Annotated in this window: 21 protein-coding genes; 9 read left to right on the plus strand and 12 right to left on the minus strand. The window is 38.8% G+C overall.

The features are described from left to right. Window positions 1-422 precede the first annotated feature (422 nt). Complete coding sequence (locus AC3KZC_RS00005; RefSeq protein ID WP_490579753.1) at window positions 423-869, minus strand: flavodoxin domain-containing protein; 447 nt, start codon at window positions 867-869, stop codon at window positions 423-425. Between the two features lie 549 nt (window positions 870-1,418). On the opposite strand from AC3KZC_RS00005, the gene AC3KZC_RS00010 reads away from it, so the two are divergent. Further along, on the plus strand, window positions 1,419-1,679 hold the full coding sequence (locus tag AC3KZC_RS00010) for a hypothetical protein (RefSeq protein WP_490579752.1): 261 nt from the start codon (window positions 1,419-1,421) through the stop codon (window positions 1,677-1,679). 28 nt (window positions 1,680-1,707) lie between these two features. Here the strand turns inward: AC3KZC_RS00010 and AC3KZC_RS00015 are convergent, their stop codons facing one another. From AC3KZC_RS00015 to rpmH, 7 genes are all read right to left on the minus strand, one after another. After that, entirely contained in the window at window positions 1,708-2,502 is a 795-nt protein-coding gene (locus AC3KZC_RS00015) for an isocitrate lyase/PEP mutase family protein (RefSeq protein ID WP_490579751.1), read from the minus strand. Window positions 2,503-2,633: 131 nt separating this feature from the next. Then, complete coding sequence (gene mnmE / locus AC3KZC_RS00020) at window positions 2,634-3,998, minus strand: tRNA uridine-5-carboxymethylaminomethyl(34) synthesis GTPase MnmE (protein WP_490579750.1); 1,365 nt, start codon at window positions 3,996-3,998, stop codon at window positions 2,634-2,636. 120 nt (window positions 3,999-4,118) lie between these two features. After that, window positions 4,119-5,714, minus strand: a complete 1,596-nt coding sequence (gene yidC / locus AC3KZC_RS00025; protein ID WP_490579776.1) for a membrane protein insertase YidC — start codon at window positions 5,712-5,714, stop codon at window positions 4,119-4,121. Then, the gene (locus AC3KZC_RS00030; protein WP_119081615.1) at window positions 5,683-5,793 is read right to left on the minus strand and encodes a PQ-loop domain-containing transporter; all 111 of its coding nucleotides are present in this window, start codon (window positions 5,791-5,793) and stop codon (window positions 5,683-5,685) included. Before AC3KZC_RS00030 ends, yidC begins: the two co-directional genes overlap by 32 nt. Continuing rightward, a complete protein-coding gene (gene yidD, locus AC3KZC_RS00035) occupies window positions 5,765-6,031 on the minus strand; it encodes a membrane protein insertion efficiency factor YidD (protein WP_490579749.1) in 267 nt (88 codons plus the stop codon). The genes AC3KZC_RS00030 and yidD overlap by 29 nt, the downstream gene beginning before the upstream one ends. Window positions 6,032-6,177: 146 nt before the next feature. Then, complete coding sequence (gene rnpA / locus AC3KZC_RS00040) at window positions 6,178-6,585, minus strand: ribonuclease P protein component (RefSeq protein ID WP_490579748.1); 408 nt, start codon at window positions 6,583-6,585, stop codon at window positions 6,178-6,180. 5 nt (window positions 6,586-6,590) lie between these two features. Further along, the gene (gene rpmH / locus AC3KZC_RS00045; protein WP_009838893.1) at window positions 6,591-6,725 is read right to left on the minus strand and encodes a 50S ribosomal protein L34; all 135 of its coding nucleotides are present in this window, start codon (window positions 6,723-6,725) and stop codon (window positions 6,591-6,593) included. A gap of 506 nt (window positions 6,726-7,231) precedes the next feature. On the opposite strand from rpmH, the gene dnaA reads away from it, so the two are divergent. The 7 genes from dnaA (at window position 7,232) to AC3KZC_RS00080 (ending at window position 16,957) form a co-directional block, all read left to right on the plus strand. After that, entirely contained in the window at window positions 7,232-8,614 is a 1,383-nt protein-coding gene (gene dnaA, locus AC3KZC_RS00050) for a chromosomal replication initiator protein DnaA (protein ID WP_490579747.1), read from the plus strand. A gap of 13 nt (window positions 8,615-8,627) precedes the next feature. Further along, the gene (gene dnaN / locus AC3KZC_RS00055; protein ID WP_490579775.1) at window positions 8,628-9,731 is read left to right on the plus strand and encodes a DNA polymerase III subunit beta; all 1,104 of its coding nucleotides are present in this window, start codon (window positions 8,628-8,630) and stop codon (window positions 9,729-9,731) included. 2 nt (window positions 9,732-9,733) lie between these two features. Beyond that, a complete protein-coding gene (gene recF, locus AC3KZC_RS00060; RefSeq protein WP_490579746.1) occupies window positions 9,734-10,828 on the plus strand; it encodes a DNA replication/repair protein RecF in 1,095 nt (364 codons plus the stop codon). Window positions 10,829-10,840: 12 nt separating this feature from the next. Further along, entirely contained in the window at window positions 10,841-13,258 is a 2,418-nt protein-coding gene (gene gyrB, locus AC3KZC_RS00065; protein WP_490579745.1) for a DNA topoisomerase (ATP-hydrolyzing) subunit B, read from the plus strand. A 140-nt stretch (window positions 13,259-13,398) separates the two neighbouring features. Next, the gene (gene glyQ, locus AC3KZC_RS00070) at window positions 13,399-14,298 is read left to right on the plus strand and encodes a glycine--tRNA ligase subunit alpha (protein WP_490579744.1); all 900 of its coding nucleotides are present in this window, start codon (window positions 13,399-13,401) and stop codon (window positions 14,296-14,298) included. A gap of 9 nt (window positions 14,299-14,307) precedes the next feature. Further along, window positions 14,308-16,377, plus strand: coding sequence for a glycine--tRNA ligase subunit beta (gene glyS, locus AC3KZC_RS00075; protein WP_490579743.1), 2,070 nt, complete (start codon window positions 14,308-14,310; stop codon window positions 16,375-16,377). A gap of 130 nt (window positions 16,378-16,507) precedes the next feature. After that, window positions 16,508-16,957, plus strand: coding sequence for an early set domain-containing protein (locus AC3KZC_RS00080; RefSeq protein ID WP_490579742.1), 450 nt, complete (start codon window positions 16,508-16,510; stop codon window positions 16,955-16,957). 15 nt (window positions 16,958-16,972) lie between these two features. On the opposite strand, the gene tusA is transcribed toward AC3KZC_RS00080, so the two are convergent. Together tusA and nosR are read right to left on the minus strand one after the other, a co-directional pair. Beyond that, complete coding sequence (gene tusA / locus AC3KZC_RS00085) at window positions 16,973-17,215, minus strand: sulfurtransferase TusA (protein ID WP_490579741.1); 243 nt, start codon at window positions 17,213-17,215, stop codon at window positions 16,973-16,975. Between the two features lie 190 nt (window positions 17,216-17,405). Beyond that, window positions 17,406-18,710, minus strand: a complete 1,305-nt coding sequence (gene nosR / locus AC3KZC_RS00090) for a response regulator c-di-GMP phosphodiesterase, NosR family (protein WP_490579740.1) — start codon at window positions 18,708-18,710, stop codon at window positions 17,406-17,408. A 155-nt stretch (window positions 18,711-18,865) separates the two neighbouring features. On the opposite strand from nosR, the gene AC3KZC_RS00095 reads away from it, so the two are divergent. Next, window positions 18,866-20,323, plus strand: coding sequence for a sensor histidine kinase (locus tag AC3KZC_RS00095; RefSeq protein ID WP_490579739.1), 1,458 nt, complete (start codon window positions 18,866-18,868; stop codon window positions 20,321-20,323). A gap of 30 nt (window positions 20,324-20,353) precedes the next feature. Here the strand turns inward: AC3KZC_RS00095 and fadA are convergent, their stop codons facing one another. Both fadA and fadB read right to left on the minus strand, forming a co-directional pair. Next, a complete protein-coding gene (fadA, locus tag AC3KZC_RS00100) occupies window positions 20,354-21,517 on the minus strand; it encodes an acetyl-CoA C-acyltransferase FadA (RefSeq protein ID WP_490579738.1) in 1,164 nt (387 codons plus the stop codon). A 1-nt stretch (window position 21,518) separates the two neighbouring features. After that, window positions 21,519-23,681 (minus strand): fatty acid oxidation complex subunit alpha FadB, encoded by a 2,163-nt coding sequence (gene fadB / locus AC3KZC_RS00105; RefSeq protein WP_490579737.1) that lies wholly within the window; start codon window positions 23,679-23,681, stop codon window positions 21,519-21,521. Window positions 23,682-23,812 lie beyond the last annotated feature (131 nt).

Consider the following 23,812-nt stretch of genomic DNA (forward strand, 5'->3'; position numbering starts at 1 on the left):
CTATCAGATCCTATTACAAAGTGTCAGCAAATTACCAAGGGGAGCGTATTCTACCTATAAATTCACAGAAGGGAAACGGTTAAATTTTACGCAGGATCTAGATAAAAGATCTTATATAAATAAAGGATCTTTTAAAGAGATCTTTATTAGATCTTACTATTAGTGATCGGCTTTTCTGTTGATAAGTCTTTTTTCATTTGTAGCATCATGAAGTTAGATCAGATCGAATCTTGTTAATATGATCGGATCTACCTTTGTGTAAGCTCTGTTTAAAAGGCTCTTTTATGCACAGGGTGATCCGGGTCTTTTTTTATCCAGTGGATAGTGCATGCTAAAAATGCAGGATACTCAGTGTTTATACACAATCAGATCTAAAAAAATGATATTTTGTGGATAACCTATTGAAAACGATCTTTTAAATATTATCTTGAAATTTGCGATAACCAGTTAGGTAACCATGCTAATGCGATATCTTCAGGCAGTTCTGCATCAAGTACATCTATCTCTAGCCTTTGACCTATAAGCTTTGCACCTTTATTTGTCAGTAATACATCAATTGTTTTAGACGCTTGATTAAACGTGTCGTAACTGCGATCACCTAAACCAACTATGCCATATTCAATCGCTGATAATGAATTAACTCCGATAATATGTGTTGCAAATTCTTGTAAATTATCAGGTAAATCGCCAGCACCATGCGTGGAGGTGCAAATTAACCAGATCACATTTTCTGTTGGGATCATGCTTGGATCAGGAAATTCATGAAGTTCATTAGTGATATTAAGCGTGTTGAGTGCTTGGTGGATCTGTTCTGCTGTGTACTCAGCAGATCCCATTTGGCTGCCAACTATAATGTGGATCGTTTTCATTTTCTATTTTGTCAGTATTCTTTTGAGTGATCATAAACAATTAACAGGCTAAACAGAAGATCATCTGTGGGTATTAATTAAATACTTTTGTTTGTTTTATGTACTAATGATGGTTTTGTTTTTTAATTTATTGATTATATTAGCTTATTTATATAGATCAGCTTTTTTTACCAGTGATCAACTTGTGAATAAAGGTGGGGAAAGATCTTATTAAGGTGTCATTAAAATCAGTTTAGCCTTATTTACGAGGCCTTACAGAGTCTACTTTATCTATTTCTTTAAGGTGAATAGTGTAATGAAGCAATTTTTATGGTTTTTGTCATGCTTGTGGATAGATCTATTCATTATGTGGCTCGATCTGCACTGAAAGCCGCTAAAAATATTTTTAGAAAACTTAAAATAAAAGCCAAATCAGACATAAAATAGGGGGGTTTAGTAAAAATAATTTGAAAAAAACGATTTGTAAGGCGTTTTCTTAGTTTGGTTCATTGTTTAAATTAATAATTATTTACATAATGGCATTATGTAGTGTTTATTTTGAGGTTTTGTATGAGTGTGATCTTTCATCGGATCAAAGAAGGGGAGTTTATTCGACTGGTTGAAGCACGTGGAATTGATGATCTTTTCATTCAAGAGTCACAATTAACGCCCAATAAGTATCACTTACTAGGCATCAATACGCAAACAAAAGTTGGCTATGTTGTCCGTCATGGCCGCACTGATACCATGAGAGAATGGCGTTTAGACATTTTAGCTGCGCTGATCAAGCGCTTAGGATTCACTTACTTTAGTGTCAAAATGAATCCATAAGTACTCGATTTTTGTTGATATTAGTTTATTAAATGAACGTTACACTTATATCGGGATGATCAAACATTGTTGTAAGATCGTTTTCTTTATACATTAAATTGGCAAGTTGATGAATAAAAGAGATTACCGCATCAGATAATCCATTGCCAATTGACAGTCTATTTATGCCTAAAAACGTCGCTTTTGGATAATCAAGTAAGCCTTTTTGGGCCATTAAATTGATAGGAATTGAGGTGGATTGAATGACTCTTTTTATCATTTTTTCATCGTTTAGACCCGGTAGAAAGACCCCATCAGCTCCTGATAATTGATATGTTGTGATACGTTTTATAGCATCATCGATACTAATATCACCCTCTAAAAACACATCAGATCGGGCATTAATGAAGAACTCTGAGTATCCTTCTTTTTTTAAGACATGTTTTAATTTAGATAAAATATCTGCTTGATCATCCATTGTACGCAAAGACTTACGTCGTTTAGATGAATCTTCAATATTAATCCCAACAGCTCCTAAGCGTGCTATTTGTAATACATGCTCGCAAATTTCTGCATGATCATCGCTGTATCCTGATTCTATATCGACAGTCACTGGTACTGATACAGCATTTATAATAGCGCTAGTTTGTTTTAAGAAGGTTTCAAAATAGCATTGTTCGGCATCGTTTTGACCTCGTGTATTAGCCATTCCCCAGCTAGTTGTCCCCAATGCTTTAAATCCAACATGTTCAAGTATTATGGCTGAAAGAGGATCCCAAGCATTGGGTAAAATTAATGGTTTTTCACCTAAGTGAAGGTTTTTAAAAAATGTATAGTGATTCATGTGAATATCCAGTTTTAAAAAACAGTCACTATACTGAGTTGGGTTTTATCAGGCTGGCCATTTACGGCAGTGAAGGGATATGTGTGATGGAAAATAAAAAGGCGCTTAACGCGCCTTAATATACATGATGATTATTTACCGATACAGAACGAGCTAAATATTTTCCCGAGTAAGTCATCGGAAGTAAATTCACCTGTAATTTCATTGAGGAATTGCTGAGTAAGGCGAAGTTCTTCTGCCAAAATTTCGCCAGCAATGTGCATTTCTAGCTGATCTTTACCAGTTTGAAGATGGTAAGCGGCATTTGAAAGCGCTTCTAAATGGCGGCGACGCGCCATAAATCCACCTTCGGTAGCACCTTGATAGCCCATACATTGCTTTAAATGTTCTCGCACTAAATCAATACCTTGATTATTTTTAGCGCTTAAACTGATGACCGGATGGTTATGGTGTTCCTGAATACTGACTTGCTCACCGGATAAATCAATTTTATTCCTGATCACCGTAATGCCTAAATTGGCGGGTAATTTATCGATAAATTCAGGCCAAATCGCCGCAGGATCGGTGTCTGTACTCTCTGTGCCATCAAGCATAAACAATACGCGATCGGCTTGTTTTATTTCATCCCAAGCGCGTTCAATCCCTATTTGTTCAACGATATCTGGGCTGTCACGTAAGCCTGCAGTATCGATGATATGAAGTGGCATGCCATCAATATGAATGTGTTCTCGTAATACATCTCGGGTCGTGCCTGCAATATCCGTTACAATGGCTGCATCACGCCCAGCAAGCGCATTTAGTAAACTTGATTTGCCTGCATTCGGGCGGCCTGCAATTACCACTCTCATACCTTCGCGAATAATGCTACCTTGCTTAGCCTGATTAGCTACTTCACTCAATTGGCTGATAATGGCATTTAAATCGGCTGATACTTTACCATCTGATAAAAAATCGATTTCTTCATCAGGAAAATCGATAGCGGCTTCAACATACATGCGTAGATGAATAACTTGTTCTACAAGCGTTGAAATATGCTTTGAAAATTCACCTTGTAGCGAGTGTAGGGCGCTTTTAGCTGCTTGCTCTGAGGTTGCATTAATTAAGTCGGCAATGGCTTCGGCTTGCGTTAAATCAAGCTTATCATTCATAAAGGCGCGCTCACTAAACTCACCTGGTTTGGCGAGACGAACATCGTCTATTTTACAAATTTCCTTGAGTAGCATATCGAGTACAACTGGGCCGCCATGACCTTGAAGTTCTAATACATCTTCGCCAGTAAATGAATTCGGGCCTTCAAAAAACAATGCGATACCTTGGTCTAACTCATCACCTGAAAGTGCTTTAAAAGGAAGGTACTCGGCATAACGTGTTTTAGGACAACGTCCGAGAAGTTGCTCAGCGACGGAGCGGGCAAGTTTACCCGATACACGGATGATCCCAACGCCACCTCGACCAGGGGCAGTTGCTTGTGCTGCGATTGTTTCTTGATTGATCATGATGTTATTTCAAAGAAGGACATGGCTTTTATTGTATAACAAAGCATTTAATGCGGCTATGCAGACGGGTAATAGCGATAAAAAAAGGCGACCTAAGTCGCCTTTTTAGTTGTTAGAGGATTAACCTCTAACTTTAATACCTTTTTTCTCCATACCGCGGTAGATGATAAGCATCTGCGCAATAGAGATAAGGTTGGATACTAACCAGTATAAAACTAAACCTGACGGGAACCATAAGAAGAATACAGAGAAGATAACCGGCATATAGGTCATCATTTTTTGCTGCATTGGGTCGGTAACTGTCATTGGTTGTAGTTTTTGGGTTAAGAACATACTCGCACCAAATAGAATTGGTAAAATGTAGTATGGGTCTTTTGCTGATAAGTCCATTAACCATAAACCAAATTCAGCATGGCGTAATTCGACAGATTCAAGGAATACATAAAATAACGCTAAGAAAATAGGCATTTGTAGTAGCAGAGGGAAACAGCCACCCATCGGGTTCACTTTCTCTTTGCGGTACATTTCCATCATAGCTTGGCCAAACTTTTGTTTGTCTTCGCCATGCTTTTCTTTTAATGCCATAATTTTTGGCTGCAAGTTACGCATTTTCGCCATTGAGGTGTATTGCGCTTTAGTCAGTGGGTATAACAAAGTTTTCACGATAATCGTGATGGCAATAATAGCTAAACCCCAGTTGCCTAAAAGACCATAAAGCCATTTTAGTAATGAAAAGAGTGGTTGGCTGATAAACCATAAAATACCGTAATCGACCGTTAAATCTAAGTCATCATGCAGTGCTTTTAGTGATTCTTGATCTTTAGGTCCCATGTAATAAGTTGCAGTTAATAGCTGTTGTTGCCCAGCTGCAATCGTCGTTAACGGACCTTTAATCCCCATCATGGCTGAGTTATCAGATAATTTACGTGAGTAAATATTATTTTGCTCATCTTGTTTTGGTACCCAAGCACTTACAAAGTAATGCTGAATAAACGAGATATAACCACCTTGAGTATCAATACTTAAGTTTTTATCTTCAATATCAGAAAAAGAATATTTTTCGTAAGGCTTTTCAAACGCGCCGTAAGCAAAACCTAAATAGTTTTGATCAACCATGCTGCCTTTATCTTGAATAGTGCGTTTTACCTGAGTAAATAACTGTACTGTAGCTGCATTTGCAGATTTGTTATTGATGGTGTATTCAACATCAACAGCATAATTGCCTTTTTTAAACACATAGGTTTTAACAAATTCAATGCCTGTATCGTTTACATACGTAAGTGGGATGCGAAGTTCGTCATTAACCAACGTATAACTTTGTTGCTCAGCACTATAAATAGGGCGACCTTGTTGGCTTGCATCTGGGCCATCAATACCAATTAAACCACTTTGTGAAAAATACTGATTACCAGTAAATTCACCAAGTAACATAAAGGGTACGTCACCATGTTGTTGCTCGGGATATTGTATTAAGTTTGCTTCTACAATATCACCGCCTTTGGTGTCTAACTTAACTGTCAATACGTCAGTAGTGACTGAGATATAAGATTGACTTGGACGTTGAATTTGACCCGGAACAGAAGAGTCACTTGATGATGGGATAAACGTATCACCAGTTGATTGGGTTGCATCTTTTACTTGTGTTGAAGCACTCTGTACGGTTTGTTGTTGAGGGTTATAGTCATTATTCCATTCTTGAAATAATAAAAATGACACTAACAATAAACCGATAAATAAAAACGTGCGTTGAGATTCCATAACAGCTCTTATTTCTCGTATTTATGATTAATTGGATGTTTTATTTCAGGCACAGGATCATCTCCGCCTGAATGCAAAGGGTGACATTTTAATATACGTTTTAGTGATAACCAACCACCTCTTATTACTCCATGGTTTTTAATTGCACCCATAGCATAACTTGAACAAGTTGGATTAAAGCGACAATGTGGGCCTAAGAATGGACTAATCCATTTTTGATAACCGGTGATCAAAAGCAATAAAATAGCTTGCGGTATTTTAGCTATTCGAACCATAGTATTTGCCTACACAATAGCCTATTTAACAACAGTGATTTACCTACTATTGTTTGTTTTGCATCAGGCAAAACGGCATGATTAAAAGGTGACCTAAAGATACCTCAATTGCCTAGTGAATTCTATCGCTAATGTTGTAGATTGTTTTATTTTGAAGGCTTGCGTGGACGTTTTATAAACGGTGCGGGTTTTGGTGCGCCTGGTTTACAGCGTTCGTTAATCTTTAACCAAAGCTTGTCGAGTTGTTTACGCAGTAAAGTATTATCTTGTAAATCGCAGCCATCTTTAACCATTAACACGATATCGATATTGTCGAGTTTGTGTTGACTTAAGCGAAAACTTTCGCGAGCGAGACGTTTTATACGGTTACGTTGGTTGGCTTGTTTAACGCGTTTTTTTGCGACAGTAAGACCTAAACGAGGTTTATTTACATCATTAGGTTTTGCAAGAAGGGTAAAATTTTCAGTTGCAGCCCTAACAGGCTCATTGAAGACTTTTGAGTAATGCGAGGGAGTTAGTAAACGTAACTCCCTGCCAAAGCCAAAGCTTTCCACTAATATTAAGCAGAAAGTACTTTACGGCCTTTTGCACGACGACGTGCTAAGACTTTACGTCCATTTACAGTTGCCATGCGAGCACGGAAACCGTGATTACGTTTGCGTTTGATTACGCTTGGTTGAAAAGTTCTTTTCATAACATTTCTCCGATCGGTTAAAGTAAAAACATCCTATGCAGGTCGCGATCCTGGCACAGGTGCCATTGCGAGCGCGAGATGTTATAGATATCACTTATCAAAGTCAATCATAAAAGCGTTTAGCGCATGATTTAATCGAACTCAATAATAGCTATATATAGTAACGTCTTTTTCATTGGATCAAAATAGATCCTTTCGTTAACAAAAGTTTTCCACAATGGCAGTGGCTAAATAGTCAACAAGCTCTGGAAAACTTGAATAGATCGGTTTTTTTGTCACGGATCTGCAAAGTTATCACCAGTTTATCTTCTTAAAGATTAAAAATATATTTCATTATTAAACATGGGTTTATGTGTTTTTTAACGCTAGATCACAAATTAAAAAAAAATCAATATTGAACTTGTGGATAAAGTCGATTCATAATGGCATGCTATATTGCGTTTAAGTACGCTATTTCTGTATCGTATTGATGAACGGGAATACTGTTTCAGCACTGGGAGTTAACTGTGTATCTGTCGGTTTGGCAAAGTTGTTTATATGTCCTACAAGATGAACTACCTTCACAACAATTTAGTATGTGGGTTCGTCCATTGCAGGCGGAAAGTACCGAGGATACCTTGACCATTTACGCGCCTAATCGTTTTGTGCTTGATTGGGTAAGAGAAAAGTATTTAAACCGTATTAATGAGTTATTAGTTGAAATTTGTGGCAACGAAACGCCAACGCTTCGTTTTGATGTAGGCAGTAAGCCTGTTTTGAATAAACCAGCTCCCGCTATGATTAATGAAGCCCAAAATCCACCGTCTAATAAAACCCGTGCAGAAGTGAGCTCGCCACAACAGGTTGAGCCAGCTCTAAAAAACGCACATAAATCAAATATTAAAGAAACCTATACCTTTGATAGTTTTGTTGAAGGTAAATCTAACCAGTTAGCCAAAGCGGCAGCATCGCAAGTTGCTGATAATCCTGGTACAGCATTTAATCCTGTATTTATTTATGGTGGCACAGGCTTAGGTAAAACACACTTATTGCATGCTGTTGGTAATGGCATTTTAGCCAATAAACCGAATGCCAAAATTGCTTACATGCATTCTGAGCGCTTTGTGCAAGATATGGTGCGTGCGCTGCAAAATAATGCCATTGAAGAATTTAAGCGTTATTACCGTAGTGTTGATGCACTATTAATTGATGACATTCAATTTTTTGCTAACAAAGAGCGTTCACAAGAAGAATTCTTTCATACTTTTAATGCATTACTCGAAGGAAATCAGCAGATCATTTTGACATCCGATCGTTATCCTAAAGAGATCGAGGGGGTTGAGGATCGTCTAAAATCGCGTTTCGGTTGGGGGTTAACGATAGCTATTGAGCCGCCAGAACTTGAAACCCGTGTTGCAATTTTAATGAAAAAAGCGCAGCAAAGTAAAATAAAACTCCCTGAAGAGGTGGCTTTTTTTATTGCGAAAAGGTTACGTTCAAATGTTCGAGAGTTAGAAGGTGCGCTTAATAGGGTGATAGCGAATGCTAACTTCACAGGCCGTCCAATAACCATTGATTTTGTTAAAGAAGCTTTACGAGATTTATTAGCGTTACAAGATAAACTAGTCACGATTGATAATATTCAACGCACGGTTGCTGAATATTACCGGATCCGAGTTTCAGATCTATTATCTAAGCGCCGCAGCCGTTCTGTTGCGCGTCCACGCCAAGTTGCGATGGCACTTTCGAAAGAGCTCACTAACCACAGTCTACCTGAAATAGGGGATGCGTTTGGTGGTCGCGATCACACAACTGTTTTACATGCGTGCCGTAAAATTAAATCACTACGTGAAGAAACGCATGAAATTAAAGAAGATTATCAAAACCTGATAAGAACACTCTCATCTTAAGGTTAGCTCAATGATGCAAATAACAATTCCAAGAGACCAATTTCTTAAGCCATTGATCCAAGTATCAGGGGCGATTGAGCGTAAACATACATTACCTATTTTATCTAATGTATTGCTCGAAATAGCAGATGGTAAATTAATGATGACCGGGACTGATTTAGAAATTGAGTTAGTCGCTTGCGTTACATTAAATCACTTTGTCGAAGACAGTAAACTGACTTTGCCCGCTAAAAAATTACTCGATATTTGTAAAAGCTTACCAGATGGCAGCGACATTACGCTTTCAGCTCAAGATTCTCAGGTTTTATTAACTTCGGGAAAAAGTCGCTTTTCGCTTTCTTCTTTATCTGCGCTCGATTTTCCTAATTTAGAGGAATGGGATGGAGAAGTTGATTTTCAAGTAACTCGTAATGAATTACGTAAGTTATTAGAAAGCACACATTTTTCGATGGCGAACCAAGATGTTCGTTATTATCTAAATGGAATGTCGTTTGAGGTCGATAATGCTGAAATTAAAACAGTCGCGACGGACGGTCATCGTTTAGCCTTATCGCAAAAAAAATTAGATTACTCTCTTAATACACAACGTCAATTGATCATACCTCGCAAAGGTGTGCAAGAAATTATGCGTTTAATGGTCAGTGATGATAACTTGGTCACGATTCAATTTGGTGCAAATCATTTTAGAATTATTGATCAAGAGTTCACTTTCACCAGTAAACTAGTAGATGGACGTTTTCCTGATTATCGTCGTGTTTTACCGCGTGGCGGTGATAAAGTGGTTACCGCTAATAGAGAGTGGCTACGTAGCGCATTTTCTCGCGTATCTATTTTATCAAATGAAAAGTTTCGTGGTGTGCGTCTTAATTTTTCTGCTGGTGAGTTAAAAATCACAGCTAATAATCCTGAGCAAGAGCAGGCAGAGGAAATTGTTGAAGTTGATTATAGCGGCCCTGATTTAGAAATCGGTTTTAATGTTTCTTATGTGCTTGATGTACTTAATACATTAAAAACTGAAGATGTCAGCTTCACTTTATCGGATTCAAACAGTAGTGCTCTAGTTGAAGGTACTGGCGATGATGAAGCTATGTATGTTGTTATGCCTATGCGTTTATAGCAATGAGCTTAGAGCTAGTTACTGTTAAAAACTTTCGTAATTTAGCAGATCTTTCATTTTCACCCGTTGATGGCGTTAATATTATTTACGGTGAAAATGGAAGTGGCAAAACTAGTTTACTTGAAGCTATTTATTACCTTTCTCATGGAAAATCGTTTCGTACTATAAAATACAAAACGATTATTCAACATCATCAAGAAACATTTGTAATACATGCTAAAAAACGCATAGACCAATTATTATTGCCCGTTGGAATTAGTAAAAACCAAGCAGGCGATACCGAGTTAAAAATTCAAGGCAAAGCGAGTCGTAAAATAGCTGAGCTTGCCGAATTAATACCTGTTCAACTTATTACACCTGAAAGTTATGCTTTGTTTTTTGGTGGCCCTAAAGAGCGTCGGAAGTTTTTAGACTTTGGATTGTTCCACGTGGAACATGATTTCTTTTCTTTGTGGCTATCATTTAATAAACTATTAAAACAAAGGAATGCGCTTTTAAAGCAAAAACCACATAACTATCATGAGCAAATTAAGTATTGGGATAAAGAATTTGTAAGGTTAGCGTACGAAATAAATACGTTGAGAAAAACGTATTTAGAGAGGTTTCGTAACGTTTTTTTTGATAAAATAGCCGCTAATTTACCACTAATTGTAAACTTAGAAATTAAGTACAACAGTGGCTGGAAAGATGAAGCGGAGTTATCAGAACTCCTAATACAAAGTTTTACTCGGGATGTGAAACAAGGTTTCACTAGTTTTGGACCACATAAAGCAGATTTAACCTTTTGGATTAATGATACTTTGGTTGAAAACTATTTTTCTCGTGGTCAGCTTAAGTTATTAATCTATGCACTTAAGGTGACACAAAATTATATCATTGAAGCTGAAACACAAAAGCAGTCAATTTTATTAATAGATGATTTATGCTCAGAGTTAAGTATTGATACGCGAAAAGATGTAGGGCAGTTACTTGCTCAATGTCATTCACAAATATTTATAACCGCTATTGAGTCTGAAAGTGTATCCGCCGTGTTGGAACCTATGAAAAGAAAATTAGAAATGTTCCACGTGAAACATGGCAAACTAATAACAAGTTAATTGGAATAAACCATGTCTGAAATTTACGATTCGTCGAGTATTAAAGTACTAAAAGGATTGGATGCAGTTAGAAAGCGTCCAGGAATGTACATTGGTGACACGGATGATGGATCCGGTCTACATCACATGGTGTTTGAAGTTGTAGATAACTCAATCGATGAATCACTTGCAGGTCATTGTGATGACATTGCTATTATGATTCACACGGATGGTTCAGTCTCTGTTCGTGATAATGGTCGTGGTATTCCAACATCAATTCATGAAGAAGAAGGCATATCTGCAGCTGAAGTTATCATGACGGTATTACATGCCGGTGGTAAGTTTGATGATAACTCTTATAAAGTATCAGGTGGTTTACACGGTGTAGGTGTATCAGTTGTAAATGCTTTGTCTGAAAAGCTACGTCTAACAATTCGTCGCGAAGGTAAAGTGCATGAGCAATTTTATACTCGCGGTGTGCCTGATGCGCCATTAGCCGTAATCGGTGAGTCGGATACAACAGGTACTGAGATTCGCTTTTGGCCAAGTGGCGAGACTTTTACTGATTTAAATTATCATTATGATATTTTAGCAAAACGTTTACGCGAACTTTCATTCCTAAACTCTGGTGTTAGCATTCGTTTAATGGACGAGCGAGATGAGCGTAATGATCACTTTAAATATGAAGGTGGTATTAAAGCGTTTGTTGAGTATTTAAATAAGAATAAAACACCTGTTCATCAAAGTGTATTTCATTTTAATTCAACCCGTGAAGAAGACGGTATCAGCGTTGAAGTGGCGATGCAGTGGAACGATGGTTTCCAAGAGGGCGTTTATTGTTTTACCAATAATATTCCACAGCGTGATGGTGGTACTCACCTTGCCGGTTTCCGTGGTGCATTGACCCGTACTTTAAACAATTATATGGATAAAGAAGGGTTTAATAAAAAAGAAAAAACCAGTGCCTCAGGTGATGATGCACGTGAAGGTTTAACTGCGGTTATTTCTGTAAAAGTACCCGACCCAAAATTCTCATCACAGACCAAAGATAAATTAGTATCAAGTGAAGTAAAGTCGGCTGTTGAACAGGCTATGACAGAAAAGCTTACTGAGTTTTTATTAGAGCACCCAACAGAAGCCAAGATTGTTGTTACTAAAATAGTTGATGCCGCTCGCGCTCGTGAAGCTGCGCGTCGTGCTCGTGATATGACTCGTCGTAAAGGTGCAATGGATTTAGCTGGTTTACCGGGTAAATTGGCTGATTGCCAAGAAAAAGATCCTGCACTGTCTGAACTGTATATCGTGGAAGGTGACTCGGCAGGTGGATCTGCCAAACAGGGTCGTAATCGTAAAAACCAAGCAATTTTGCCATTAAAAGGTAAGATTCTAAACGTAGAAAAAGCACGTTTTGATAAAATGCTTTCTTCTCAGGAAGTCGCAACGCTTATTACTGCATTAGGTTGTGGGATTGGGCGTGATGAATATAAGCCGGAAAAATTACGTTACCACAGCATTATCATCATGACCGATGCTGACGTCGACGGTTCGCATATTCGTACGTTACTGTTGACCTTTTTCTATCGCCAAATGCCGGAAATTGTAGAGCGAGGCTATATTTATATTGCTCAGCCACCACTTTATAAAGTGAAAAAAGGTAAGCAAGAGCGCTATATTAAAGATGATCCAGCATTAACAGAATATTTAACGACGCTTGCACTTGAAGACAGTTCTTTATTTGTAAATGATAAAGCGCCTGCAATTAGTGGTTTGGCATTAGAAAATATTGTTAAAGATTATCAAGCTACAGAAGGTGTTATCGCGCGTTTGACTCGAAAATACCCTGAGTCTATTTTGAAGCAGTTAATTTATCAGCCAGCACTTGAAGAAGTAGATTTAAAAGATTCTGCAAAAGTAATTGCTTGGACACAAGCTGTTGTTGACTCATTAGTGAGTGAAGATGTTGATGCAACAATCTTCAATGCAAATACTCACTTTGACGCGGAGCGTAATTTAACATTCCCAGTCATCACTATTCGCCAACATGGTATTGATAAAGACCACATCTTGAACCTTGATTTCATTACGTCGCATGACTACCGTAAAATCAAGAAAACAGGTGAGCTAATGGCAAACCTGATTGAAGAAGGTGGTTATATTCAGCGTGGTGAGAAAACGCTAGAAATAACTAACTTTGTTGACGCTCTTGATTGGTTGATTGCTGAATCGAAACGTGGTTTATACATTCAGCGCTATAAAGGACTAGGTGAAATGAATCCAAGTCAATTATGGGAAACAACGATGGATCCAAGTGCACGCCGTATGCTCCAAGTTAAAATTGAAGATGCGATTGCCGCCGATCAGCTATTTGCTACTCTGATGGGTGATCAAGTTGAACCTCGACGTGAGTTCATTGAGCGCAATGCATTACGCGTTGTAAATTTAGATGTTTAAAAAAACACGCTAAAAAAAAGGAGACCATTTGGTCTCCTTTTTTATTTTTTAACTGAAACAAACTGCTTAAAACCGAGCGCATCACGGGTTATACTGAGTCTAATTTCGGGCTGCAATAAGCATAAGCGATACTAATAATCATGCAAAAATACGATACTAAAACCTTTCAAGGTTTAATTCTGGCATTACAGGATTACTGGGCACAGCAAGGCTGTGTGATTGCACAACCACTCGATATGGAAGTGGGCGCAGGGACATTTCATCCATTAACATTTTTAAAATCCATTGGACCAGAGCCAATGTCGAGTGCTTACGTTCAGCCATGTCGTCGTCCTACCGATGGTCGTTACGGTGAAAATCCAAATCGTTTACAGCATTACTATCAATTTCAAGTGGTATTAAAACCATCTCCAGATAACATTCAAGAGCTTTATTTGGGCTCACTTGCTGCTGTGGGTATTGATACATTAACCGACGAAGTCCGTTTTGTTGAAGACAACTGGGAATCGCCAACTTTGGGAGCTTGGGGTTTAGGTTGGGAAATTTGGCTAAATGGTATGGAAATAACGCAATTTACTTATTTCCAACAAGTAGGCGGTTTAGAGTGCTCTCCAGTGACAGGTGAGATCACTTACGGTTTAGAGCGTCTGGCTATGTATATTCAAGGTGTTGATAGTTTGTATGACCTAGTATGGGCTGATGGTCCATTTGGTAAAGTTACTTACGGTGATGTTTTCCATCAAAATGAAGTTGAACAATCGACTTATAATTTTGAATATGCCGATGTAACAGCATTATTTGCACAATTTGATCAGTGTGAAAAAGAGAGTCAAAAGCTTATCGAAGCAGGCTTGCCACTACCAGCATATGAACAAGTGATGAAAGCATCTCATGCCTTTAATTTACTTGATGCACGTCATGCAATTTCGGTTACTGAACGTCAACGTTATATTTTAAGAGTTAGAGCCTTATCAAAAGCCTGTGCTCAAAGTTATTACGAAGCGCGTGAAGCGCTTGGTTTTCCGTTGTGTAAAGGTTAAGGACAAAAAATGAATACAAATAATTTATTAATTGAAATTGGAACAGAAGAATTACCTCCAAAATCATTACGCACATTGGCCGAAGCATTACTGCAAAATTTTTGCGATGAACTTGCAACATTAGAGCTGAGCTATGAATCAGCCTCTTGGTATGCATCACCACGTCGTCTAGGTGTAAAAGTATTTGGTTTAATTAATTCGCAGCAGGATAAAGAAGTTGAAAAACGAGGTCCTGCTTTACAAGCTGCATTTGATGCTGATGGTAATCCTACTAAAGCGGCGATAGGCTGGGCTCGTGGTTGTGGTATTGAAGTTGAACAAGCTGAACGTTTAGAGACTGATAAGGGTGCTTGGTTATTGCATGTTGCAAAAGTGGCTGGTCAGGCGGTAGAAAGTTTAATACCAGATGCATTGAGCAGTGCTTTAGCTAAATTACCTATCGCCAAACCAATGCGCTGGGGGGCATATAAAACCCAGTTTATTCGTCCTGTACATACCGTGACTGTCTTTTATGGGGCATCATTAGTTGAGGGCACTATTTTAGGCAAAGCGATTTCAAATCAACTACAGGGTCATCGTTTTCATCATCCAGCACGTATCGAAATTAATCATGCAGATGAAGCGTTTGCCGCACTTGAAAAAGCATATGTTGTTGCTGATTACGAAGCACGCAAAGCCTTAATTAAAGGCCAAATAGAAGCTTTAGCAGCTGAGCATAACGCTATTGTTGCTATGGATGAGTCGCTACTTGAAGAGGTAACGTCGTTAGTTGAATGGCCTGTTACGTTAACCGCAACATTTGAAGAGTCGTTTTTAACTGTACCATCTGAAGCGTTAATTTTCACGATGAAGGATGACCAAAAGTATTTTCCTTTGTTAGATCAAAATGGCAACTTACTAAATAAGTTTTTATTTGTATCGAACATAGAAAGTAAAAACCCCGCGCAGGTTATTGCCGGTAATGAAAAAGTAGTGCGTCCACGTTTAGCTGATGCACAATTTTTCTTTGAAACGGATAAGAAGAAAACGCTGGAAAGTCGCCTTACTTCGTTAGAAACCGTTTTATTTCAAAAAGACCTTGGCACGTTAAAAGATAAATCTGAACGTATTGCTGCACTGTCAGGGTTTATTGCTGAAAAACTTGGCGCATCTGTTGTTGATGCGACTCGCGCAGGTTTACTCAGTAAAACTGACCTGATGACCGAAATGGTCATGGAGTTCACCGACGTACAAGGCATTATGGGAATGCATTATGCTCGCCATGATGGTGAAACAGAAGCGGTTGCTCTGGCGCAAAATGAGCAATACATGCCTCGTTTTTCTGGTGATGCGTTACCAAGTAGTTTGATTAGCTGCTCAGTTGCATTGGCGGATAAATTCGATTCGTTAGTCGGTATTTTTGGTATTGGCCAAGCACCTAAAGGTGACAAAGATCCATTTGCTTTACGTCGTGCAGCCATTGGTGCATTGCGTATCATTGTAGAAAAAGATCTTGAGCTTGATGTCCTTGAAATTATTACCAAGGCCATGACTTTATTTGGTGATAAATTATCAAATGAAAATGTAGCTGAGGAAGTATTTGAATTTTTACTTGGCCGTTTCCGTGCTTGGTATCAAGATCAAGGTATTGAGGTTGATGTTATTCAAGCGGTGTTAGCGCGCCGTCCAAGCCAACCGTTAGATTTTGATCGTCGAGTTAAAGCGGTAAGCCACTTTAGAAACTTAGAGCAAGCCGCAGCACTTGCAGCGGCAAATAAACGTGTTGCGAATATCTTAGCTAAAAATGACTTTAAAGCAGCAGAGCAAGTAAACGAGACCTTACTTGTAGAAGCAGCAGAAAAAGAGTTGGCAGCTCAAGTGAAGCGTTATCAAGCAGAGCTTGCACCTGTTATTGCTTCCGGTGACTATCAAAGTGTGCTCGAAAAGCTAGCGGCTATTCGTGAGCCGGTTGATACCTTTTTTGATAATGTAATGGTAATGGCTGAAGATGAAGCCGTTAAACAAAATCGTTTTACGTTATTAAACGAGCTTAGAAGTTTATTTTTACAAGTTGCAGATATATCTGTACTACAAAAATAAAAAAGAGCCGACGAAAGTCGGCTTTTTTATTTGATGCTGTCGTATTAAACTAAATAACACATTGAAATTAATGTATATTATTTATAAAGACACCTTATTTTTAAAAGAAAAATCAACGAGGATAATAACAATGAAAAAATTGATTCTGCCGGTCGTGTTAGCAACGCTGCTTAGCGCGTGTTCAAGTCCAGATACATTTACTTCTGAAGCAACCACGGTGAATAAAATTGATCGTCCGTTATATTTGCGTGGAGATTTTTCTTTATGGGAAAGCCAGCCTGAATATCAACTAGCGCCAGTAAGTAAGGATATATACCAAACTAAAGTTAAATTTACAGCAGTTGGCAAAGCGTATGAATTCAAAATTGCCGATGAAACATGGAGTGCAGGTCTTAATTGTGGTTATAACAATGAGGATTTAGATAAGTTTTTAGAGCTAGGTATTCCTGTTCAAGCAAACTGTGACAGTGTGTATAACTACTTTAGTTTTTCGCCTTATGAAGCGGGTTGGTACCAAGTGAGCATTAATTTTAGAAATATAGAAAAACCATTGGTAACAATTAATCAAATATTTGAATAAAGAATGGGCCTGTATTTACAGGCCTTTTTTTATGACATATTGAAAAGGCAACGTCTCTGTTTGAGCTGCCACCAGCGTATGATCCATAAAGCGACAAAAGCTTGGAATATCACGCGTGGTCGATGGGTCATCAGCTAAGATCAAGACAGTTTCATTTGGCTGCATTTTGCGAATGGTACCACGGATCATCATGACCGGCTCTGGGCAGCGTAAACCAATAGCATCTAAGGTGTGATCGGTAGAATCAAAATGTGACATAACAGTCCCTATATTAAAAGAGGCGTTAGTTTAGGGGTTTATGTAAGAGGCTTCAAATATAAAACACGTGAAGACGCACTTAATCAGGCCTAATACTAAATCATACATCAGTATTAGGTTGTAATTCATTGTATTTAGAGGTGCGTTCGATTTTTAAAACCGCTCGTTAAACATCAATTAAGCAGCGTATTTACTTGTTGATATCGGGCACAATAACAAAAACTAAAAAGCTGAAATCGTATTCTGCTTCGTACTGTTCCATTCTGCCTATCGCCGCATTGGTTAAAAGACTACCCTCGGTTAGTAGTACACTCCCATTGGCGTATTTAATATCTTGGGCAATGATCATTCCGGCTTTGAGCATGTCTGTTGTTAGGCAAAATTGTGCGTCGCTACCTGGCGGAATGTTGGCGAGTAAATTAGCAAAAGCATCAACAATTTTAGCATCATAGGTTTTGTTTGCTAGGGACTTTATTGCTAATAAAGCATCTCGCGGGTTGAGCTTTTTTTTAGAAAATGCCCCAGAGATATATTTATCATAATCACGCACTATAGCTAAAATTCGAGCTCCTATTGGAATTTGTTCAGCCTTTTTTTCACCTGGGTAACCATTTCCAGAGAATTTTTCATATTGATACCTCAAAATATCCGATACATCATGCAATGATGGGATTGTATCAATAATTTCAGCCCCTTTAGTGGCTTGTTTATGAAGCATTAAAAGTTGCTCATTTGTCATCGTAGATTCTGGAATCGTTAAGAGGTATTCGGGTAAGGATATCTTGCCCAATTCGTGTAGTGAAGCGGCTAGATAGAGGTGGGTTAAACTGTTTTTATCAAGTTTTAGCTTGTGTCCTAAAAGTCTACATTGTTTAGCGATACGAATATCGTTTTCATAATGGCTATCACGTTGTTCAGCAGCAATTAATGAAATCATCTCGATAACTTGATGTAATAGGCGCCTTTGTTTTGTTGATGCGGTGCTGAGCTTTGTTAAGCTTTCGTTTAGCGATGCGGTACGCTGACTTACTTTTTCATCGAGCAAACGATTTAGTTCTTCTAGTTCTTTGTTTTTTTTATGGAGTTGGTGGGTAAGTCGCTCATTTTTAACTTCAAGAATAACGCTAGTAACCGCGTCTGCTACAAGCTCTTTTATTTGAGTATTATCCCAAGGCTTAGTGATATAAGCGTGTATTCCTCCTTGATTGATTGCTTCTATGGTGCTTTGCATATCTGAGTAGCCCGATAATAAAATACGCTTGCTTTTTGGTTGTAATTCTTTGGTAGCTGCCAGTACTTTAGCGCCCGAGATATGGGGCATTTTCATATCGCTGATCACTAAATGAACTTTGTTTTTTGATAAAAACTCAATTGCTGCACTAGGATCATCAAAAGTGGTAATTTCATAATCCCGTCTAAAAATACGTTTCAATGCCATGAGAACTTCAGTTTCATCATCAACAAATACGATTTTTGGTTTAAAGGTCTCAGGCATAGTTGAAAATCTCTTTATTGGGGTCTAAAACAGTAGAGAAGTGTTTTTATTATTAACAAGCTTAATGGCATAAACTAAATTATAGTTTAGACATGAGTTACCGCTAATTTTTCTTTTTAATTCATAATATAAGCTCACACTTATCTGGAGTTCATGTGCCTGATGCTAAGCAATCAGAGACTTTGGTTAATACCATAGAAAGTCAATTGGATCACGAGCGCCACTTAAGATTGCAATTTGAAAAGCAATTACTAAAAAGTCAGGCGGCTTTAACGCACGTTGAACAGCAATTAATAAATCAAACCGCTTCTGTTGAGTCGCGCCAGAATCAGCTCGAATTTTTAACCTTCTTGGCCACGGTTACTTTCAGCCAAACATCTTTAGAATCAATCATTGAAAGTTTTTTAGTTCGTACAGCAAGTTTTTTTTCGACTTGCAGTGCTTATGTGAAGTGTGATCTTGCGGGCAATATTGCAATTCCTTTACATAAGAAAATGCATGATTGTGAGATAAAAGTACCTGAGTTAATGTCTTCAATTAATGCAAAGCAGCTGATTTTAGCGATTAATGAGGCTGAATTTGAAACGGTATTAATGGGTGCTAAATCTTTTTTTACCAGTAATAATCAATTTGAATATGTGGTGGTATTACCTTTATTTAAGAATAAGCAATATCATTTATTGGCTATTTTTTTTGAGAACGATAAACAGCTCGATAGTTCAAAATTACAAACGTTAGAATCAGGGCGTAACTTAGTTAAGATTGCGCTGGGTCGTAAATTGGCAGAGTTAAAATTAGATAAAAAATACAAAGAGCTAAATAAAGCATATCACTCATTAGCACAGACTCAGCAACAGCTTACTCAGGCTGAAAAAATGGCATCGATAGGCCAGTTAGCTGCCGGTGTTGCACATGAAATTAACAACCCTATTGGATATGTGACGAGTAATATTACCTCTTTGCAGGAATACATCAGTGAATTAAGAGAAGTATTTTTATCGGTTGATTTAGGTGATGCTGAGCGTGGTGAAGAGGTTGCTTTTTTATTACAAGACAGTAAAGCGATTATAGAGTCCTGCATGGGCGGACTTGAGCGGGTAAAGGTTATTGTTAAGGACTTAAAAACATTTTCGCATTCGGGCCAGGAAAACTCGATTAAGTTTAATATCAATAGCTGTGTTGATTCTGTGCTTTCTATTTTGGGTTCTGAATTTAAGTATGGTAAGTACGACGTTAAGTTAGCGTTGTGCGAGCTTATTCCTGATGTATTAGGAACTAAAAATCAGATAGAACAAGTTATCTTAAATATTGTTATGAATGCTAAGCAAGCCATGCCCGATGGCGGGTTGATTCAAATTAACTCTTACTTAAAAGACGAGCGAGTTTGTTTGGCGATAGAAGATCAAGGTTGTGGAATGGATAGCCAAGTTAAGCAGCGATTGTTTGACCCTTTTTTTACCACTAAACCGGTTGGGGTGGGCACAGGGCTTGGGTTATCAATTAGCTTTAAAATTATCGAGGTACATCATGGGTCTATTGAAGTGAGAAGCGAAATAGGCAAGGGCAGTTGTTTTACTATTAAACTCCCTTTACCTAGTCACCAAGAGATATAAAGCAGCCACAAGGGCTGCTTTTAATGTAGATTAAGGGCGTTCAAAAACAGTTGCTATGCCTTGGCCTAACCCAATACACATAGTTGCTAAACCATATTTTGCGTTTTTATCTTCCATTAAATGTAATAAGGTTGTGCTGATACGCGTACCAGAGCATCCTAATGGATGACCTAACGAAATCGCCCCTCCGTTTAGGTTCACTTTTTCATCAACAACGTCTGCTAGGCCTAAATCTTTCAGCACAGGTAATGCTTGCGCTGCAAAGGCTTCATTTAACTCGGCTACACCGATATCCTCAATCGTAATACCTGCGGCTTTTAGCGCTTTTTGGCTTGCTGGTACTGGGCCATAACCCATGATAGACGGATCGCAACCGGCAACCGCCATTGCTTTAACGCGGGCACGAATTGGTAAACCAAGTTCTAATGCTTTTTCTTCAGACATCATCAACATTGCAGATGCACCATCAGAAAGCGCCGATGATGTACCTGCTGTTACTGTACCTGTTGCTGGATTAAAAGCAGGACGAAGTTGCCCTAAACCTTCAAGATTTGTTTCAGGGCGGATCACTTCATCGGTATCAATACTGATTAAAGTACCGTCTTCGTCATGGCCAAGCGTTGGTAAAATTTCGCGTTTAAAACGACCTTCAACCGTTGCTGCATAAGCTCGTTGATGTGAGCGTACCGCAAACTCATCTTGTTGTTGGCGACTAATGCCATGCAATGTTGCTAAGTACTCTGCTGTTAAGCCCATCATACCCGCAGCTTGCGCTACTGATTTAGATAAGCCCGCATGAAAGTCAACACCGTGGCTCATTGGTACATGGCCCATGTGCTCAACACCACCCACAATATAGACATCACCCGCGCCGGTCATAATTGCGCGAGCGGCATCGTGAATAGCTTGCATTGATGAGCCACATAAGCGATTTACGGTTACTGCTGGCACAGTGTGTGGAATGCCTGCTAACAAAGCGGCATTACGTGCAATATTAAAGCCTTGCTCTAGGGTTTGCTGAACACAACCCCAGTAGATATCGTCTATCTGTGAAGGATTTAATGCTGGGTTACGATCAAGTAAACCTTTCATTAAGTGGGCGCTTAAATCTTCAGCGCGAGTGTGGCGAAAAATACCATTACGTGAACGCCCCATAGGTGTACGAATACAATCAACAATTACTGGAGTTTTCATGTTATTGGCCCTCTACCTGATAAAATTTACGTCCTGCTTCTGCCCATTGACGTGTTTGATCTGAGACTTGGAAAATAGCACCTAAATGGGCGTATTGGTCTGCTTTAGCTACAAAGTTAGCTAAACCAATTTGGTCTAAATAACGGAATGCACCGCCTCTGAATGGAGGGAAACCTAAACCATAAATAAGCGCCATATCAGCTTCTTGTGGTGAAGCGACGATGTTTTCTTGTAAACATAACAGCACTTCATTCAGCATTGGGATCATACAACGGTCAATGATTTCTTCTTTGCTAAATTCTTTTTCAGCAGCACATACCCCACTTAACAACTCAAGCGCATCTGCATCTGTTTTTTTCTGTGGGCGGCCTTTTTTATCCATTTGATATTGATAAAAACCTTTGCCATTTTTCTGACCAAAACGATTTGCTGCAGCTAATACGGCAACTGGGTCTTTTTCTTGGCGAGCCATACGGGCAGGGAAACCATCAGCCATAACGTCTGTACAATGATGCGCGGTATCTAAGCCGACTACATCAAGTAAATAAGCAGGGCCCATTGGCCAGCCAAACACGTTTTCCATCACTTTATCCGCTTTAGCAAAGTTAACACCTTCGACAACTAATTGGTTAAAACCTGCAAAGTAAGGGAATAAAACACGATTTACAAAAAAGCCTGGGCAATCATTCACTACGATTGGTGATTTACCCAGTTTCAGGGCGTAATCAACCACAGCATTGATTGTCGCATCTGAGGTTTTGCTACCACGAATAATTTCTACCAAAGGCATTCTGTGAACTGGGTTGAAAAAATGCATACCACAGAAGTTTTCTGGTTTTTTCAGTGCGCTGGCTAGTACATCAATACAAATAGTTGAAGTATTAGAAGTCAGTACCGTATTTTCTGGCATATCAGCTTCAAGTTTTGCAAGTACTGCTTGTTTAATTTTTGGATTTTCAACCACAGCTTCTACAACGATATCAGCACTTTGTAGGTCAGCATCGTTAAGTGTAGGTTTGATTGCGCCAAGGGTTTTAACCATTTTATCGAGCGTTAAACGGCCACGTTCAAGCTGCTTGCCTAAAATCTTCGAGGCTTCATTCATTCCTAAATCAAGCGCTGCAGGCTGAATATCTTTCATGATAATAGGCACGCCTTTGTAGGCTGACTGGTATGCAATACCGCCTCCCATAATACCCGCGCCTAATACCGCAGCTTGTTTAATGTCAGTTGAGTGACCTTTAGCAAGTTTACGTGCTTTAGATTTAATAAATTGATCCGCTAAGAAGATACCTACTTGCGCTGCCGCTTCAGGTGTTTTTGCTAGTTTTGCAAAGTTAGCATTTTCAATAGCCATTGCTTCAGCACGGCCATGATTTGCTGCTGCTTTAATGGTTTTAACGGCCATCATTGGTGATGGGTAGTGACCTTTAGTTTGTGCGTAAACCATGCCTTCAGCCATCGCAAAACTCATGCCTTGTTCAACACGATTCATTTTTAATGGTTGTAGTTTTTCTTGGCGCTTGGCTTGCCAATTAAGCTTGCCTGTAATCGCCTGTTCCAGCATTTTTACAGCGCTGTTTATAAGCTTGTCATTGGCTACAACGGCATCAACGGCGCCAATTTTTAGGGCTTCGTCTGCGCGATGTTCTTTGCCGGTGGTGATCCATGTCATGGCATTATCAGCACCAATAATACGCGGTAAACGCACCGTACCACCAAAGCCCGGCATGATGCCAAGTTTAACTTCTGGCAATCCTAGCTTTAAGTCTGGTGCTGCAATACGGTAATCGGTTGCTAATACCCATTCACAACCACCCCCTAAAGCCATGCCATTTACGGCAGAAATGGTAGGGAAAGGTAAGTCTTCTAATTGATCAAAAACATCAGTGGCATTTTTAATCCACTGAACTAATTCAGCTTCTGGCTTATCAAAGGTCGGTAAAAACTCAAAAATATCGGCGCCGATAATAAAGTGATCTTTATTACTGGTGAACACCATACCTTTGATATCAGGGTTGTTGGCGAGCTCAGCTAAGGCTTGACCACATTCTTGCAGGGTCTGCTGAGATAATTTATTAACTGGGCCGGGTACACAAAATTTAAACTCGGCGATGTTTTCTTTAATAAAAGAAACCTCGAAGGAATCACTCTTAAATAACATTAACTATGTCTCCCTAGTTATCAAACTCAACTGGTACGATGAGTGTGCTTTTTACGCAGATTGCCTGCTTTAAATTTAAAATGCAATTAAATTTTAGTGAATTGCTTACATCTGGTTAAAAAATAACAGCT

This window comes from Pseudoalteromonas sp. J2K-J031 (assembly GCF_058197095.2).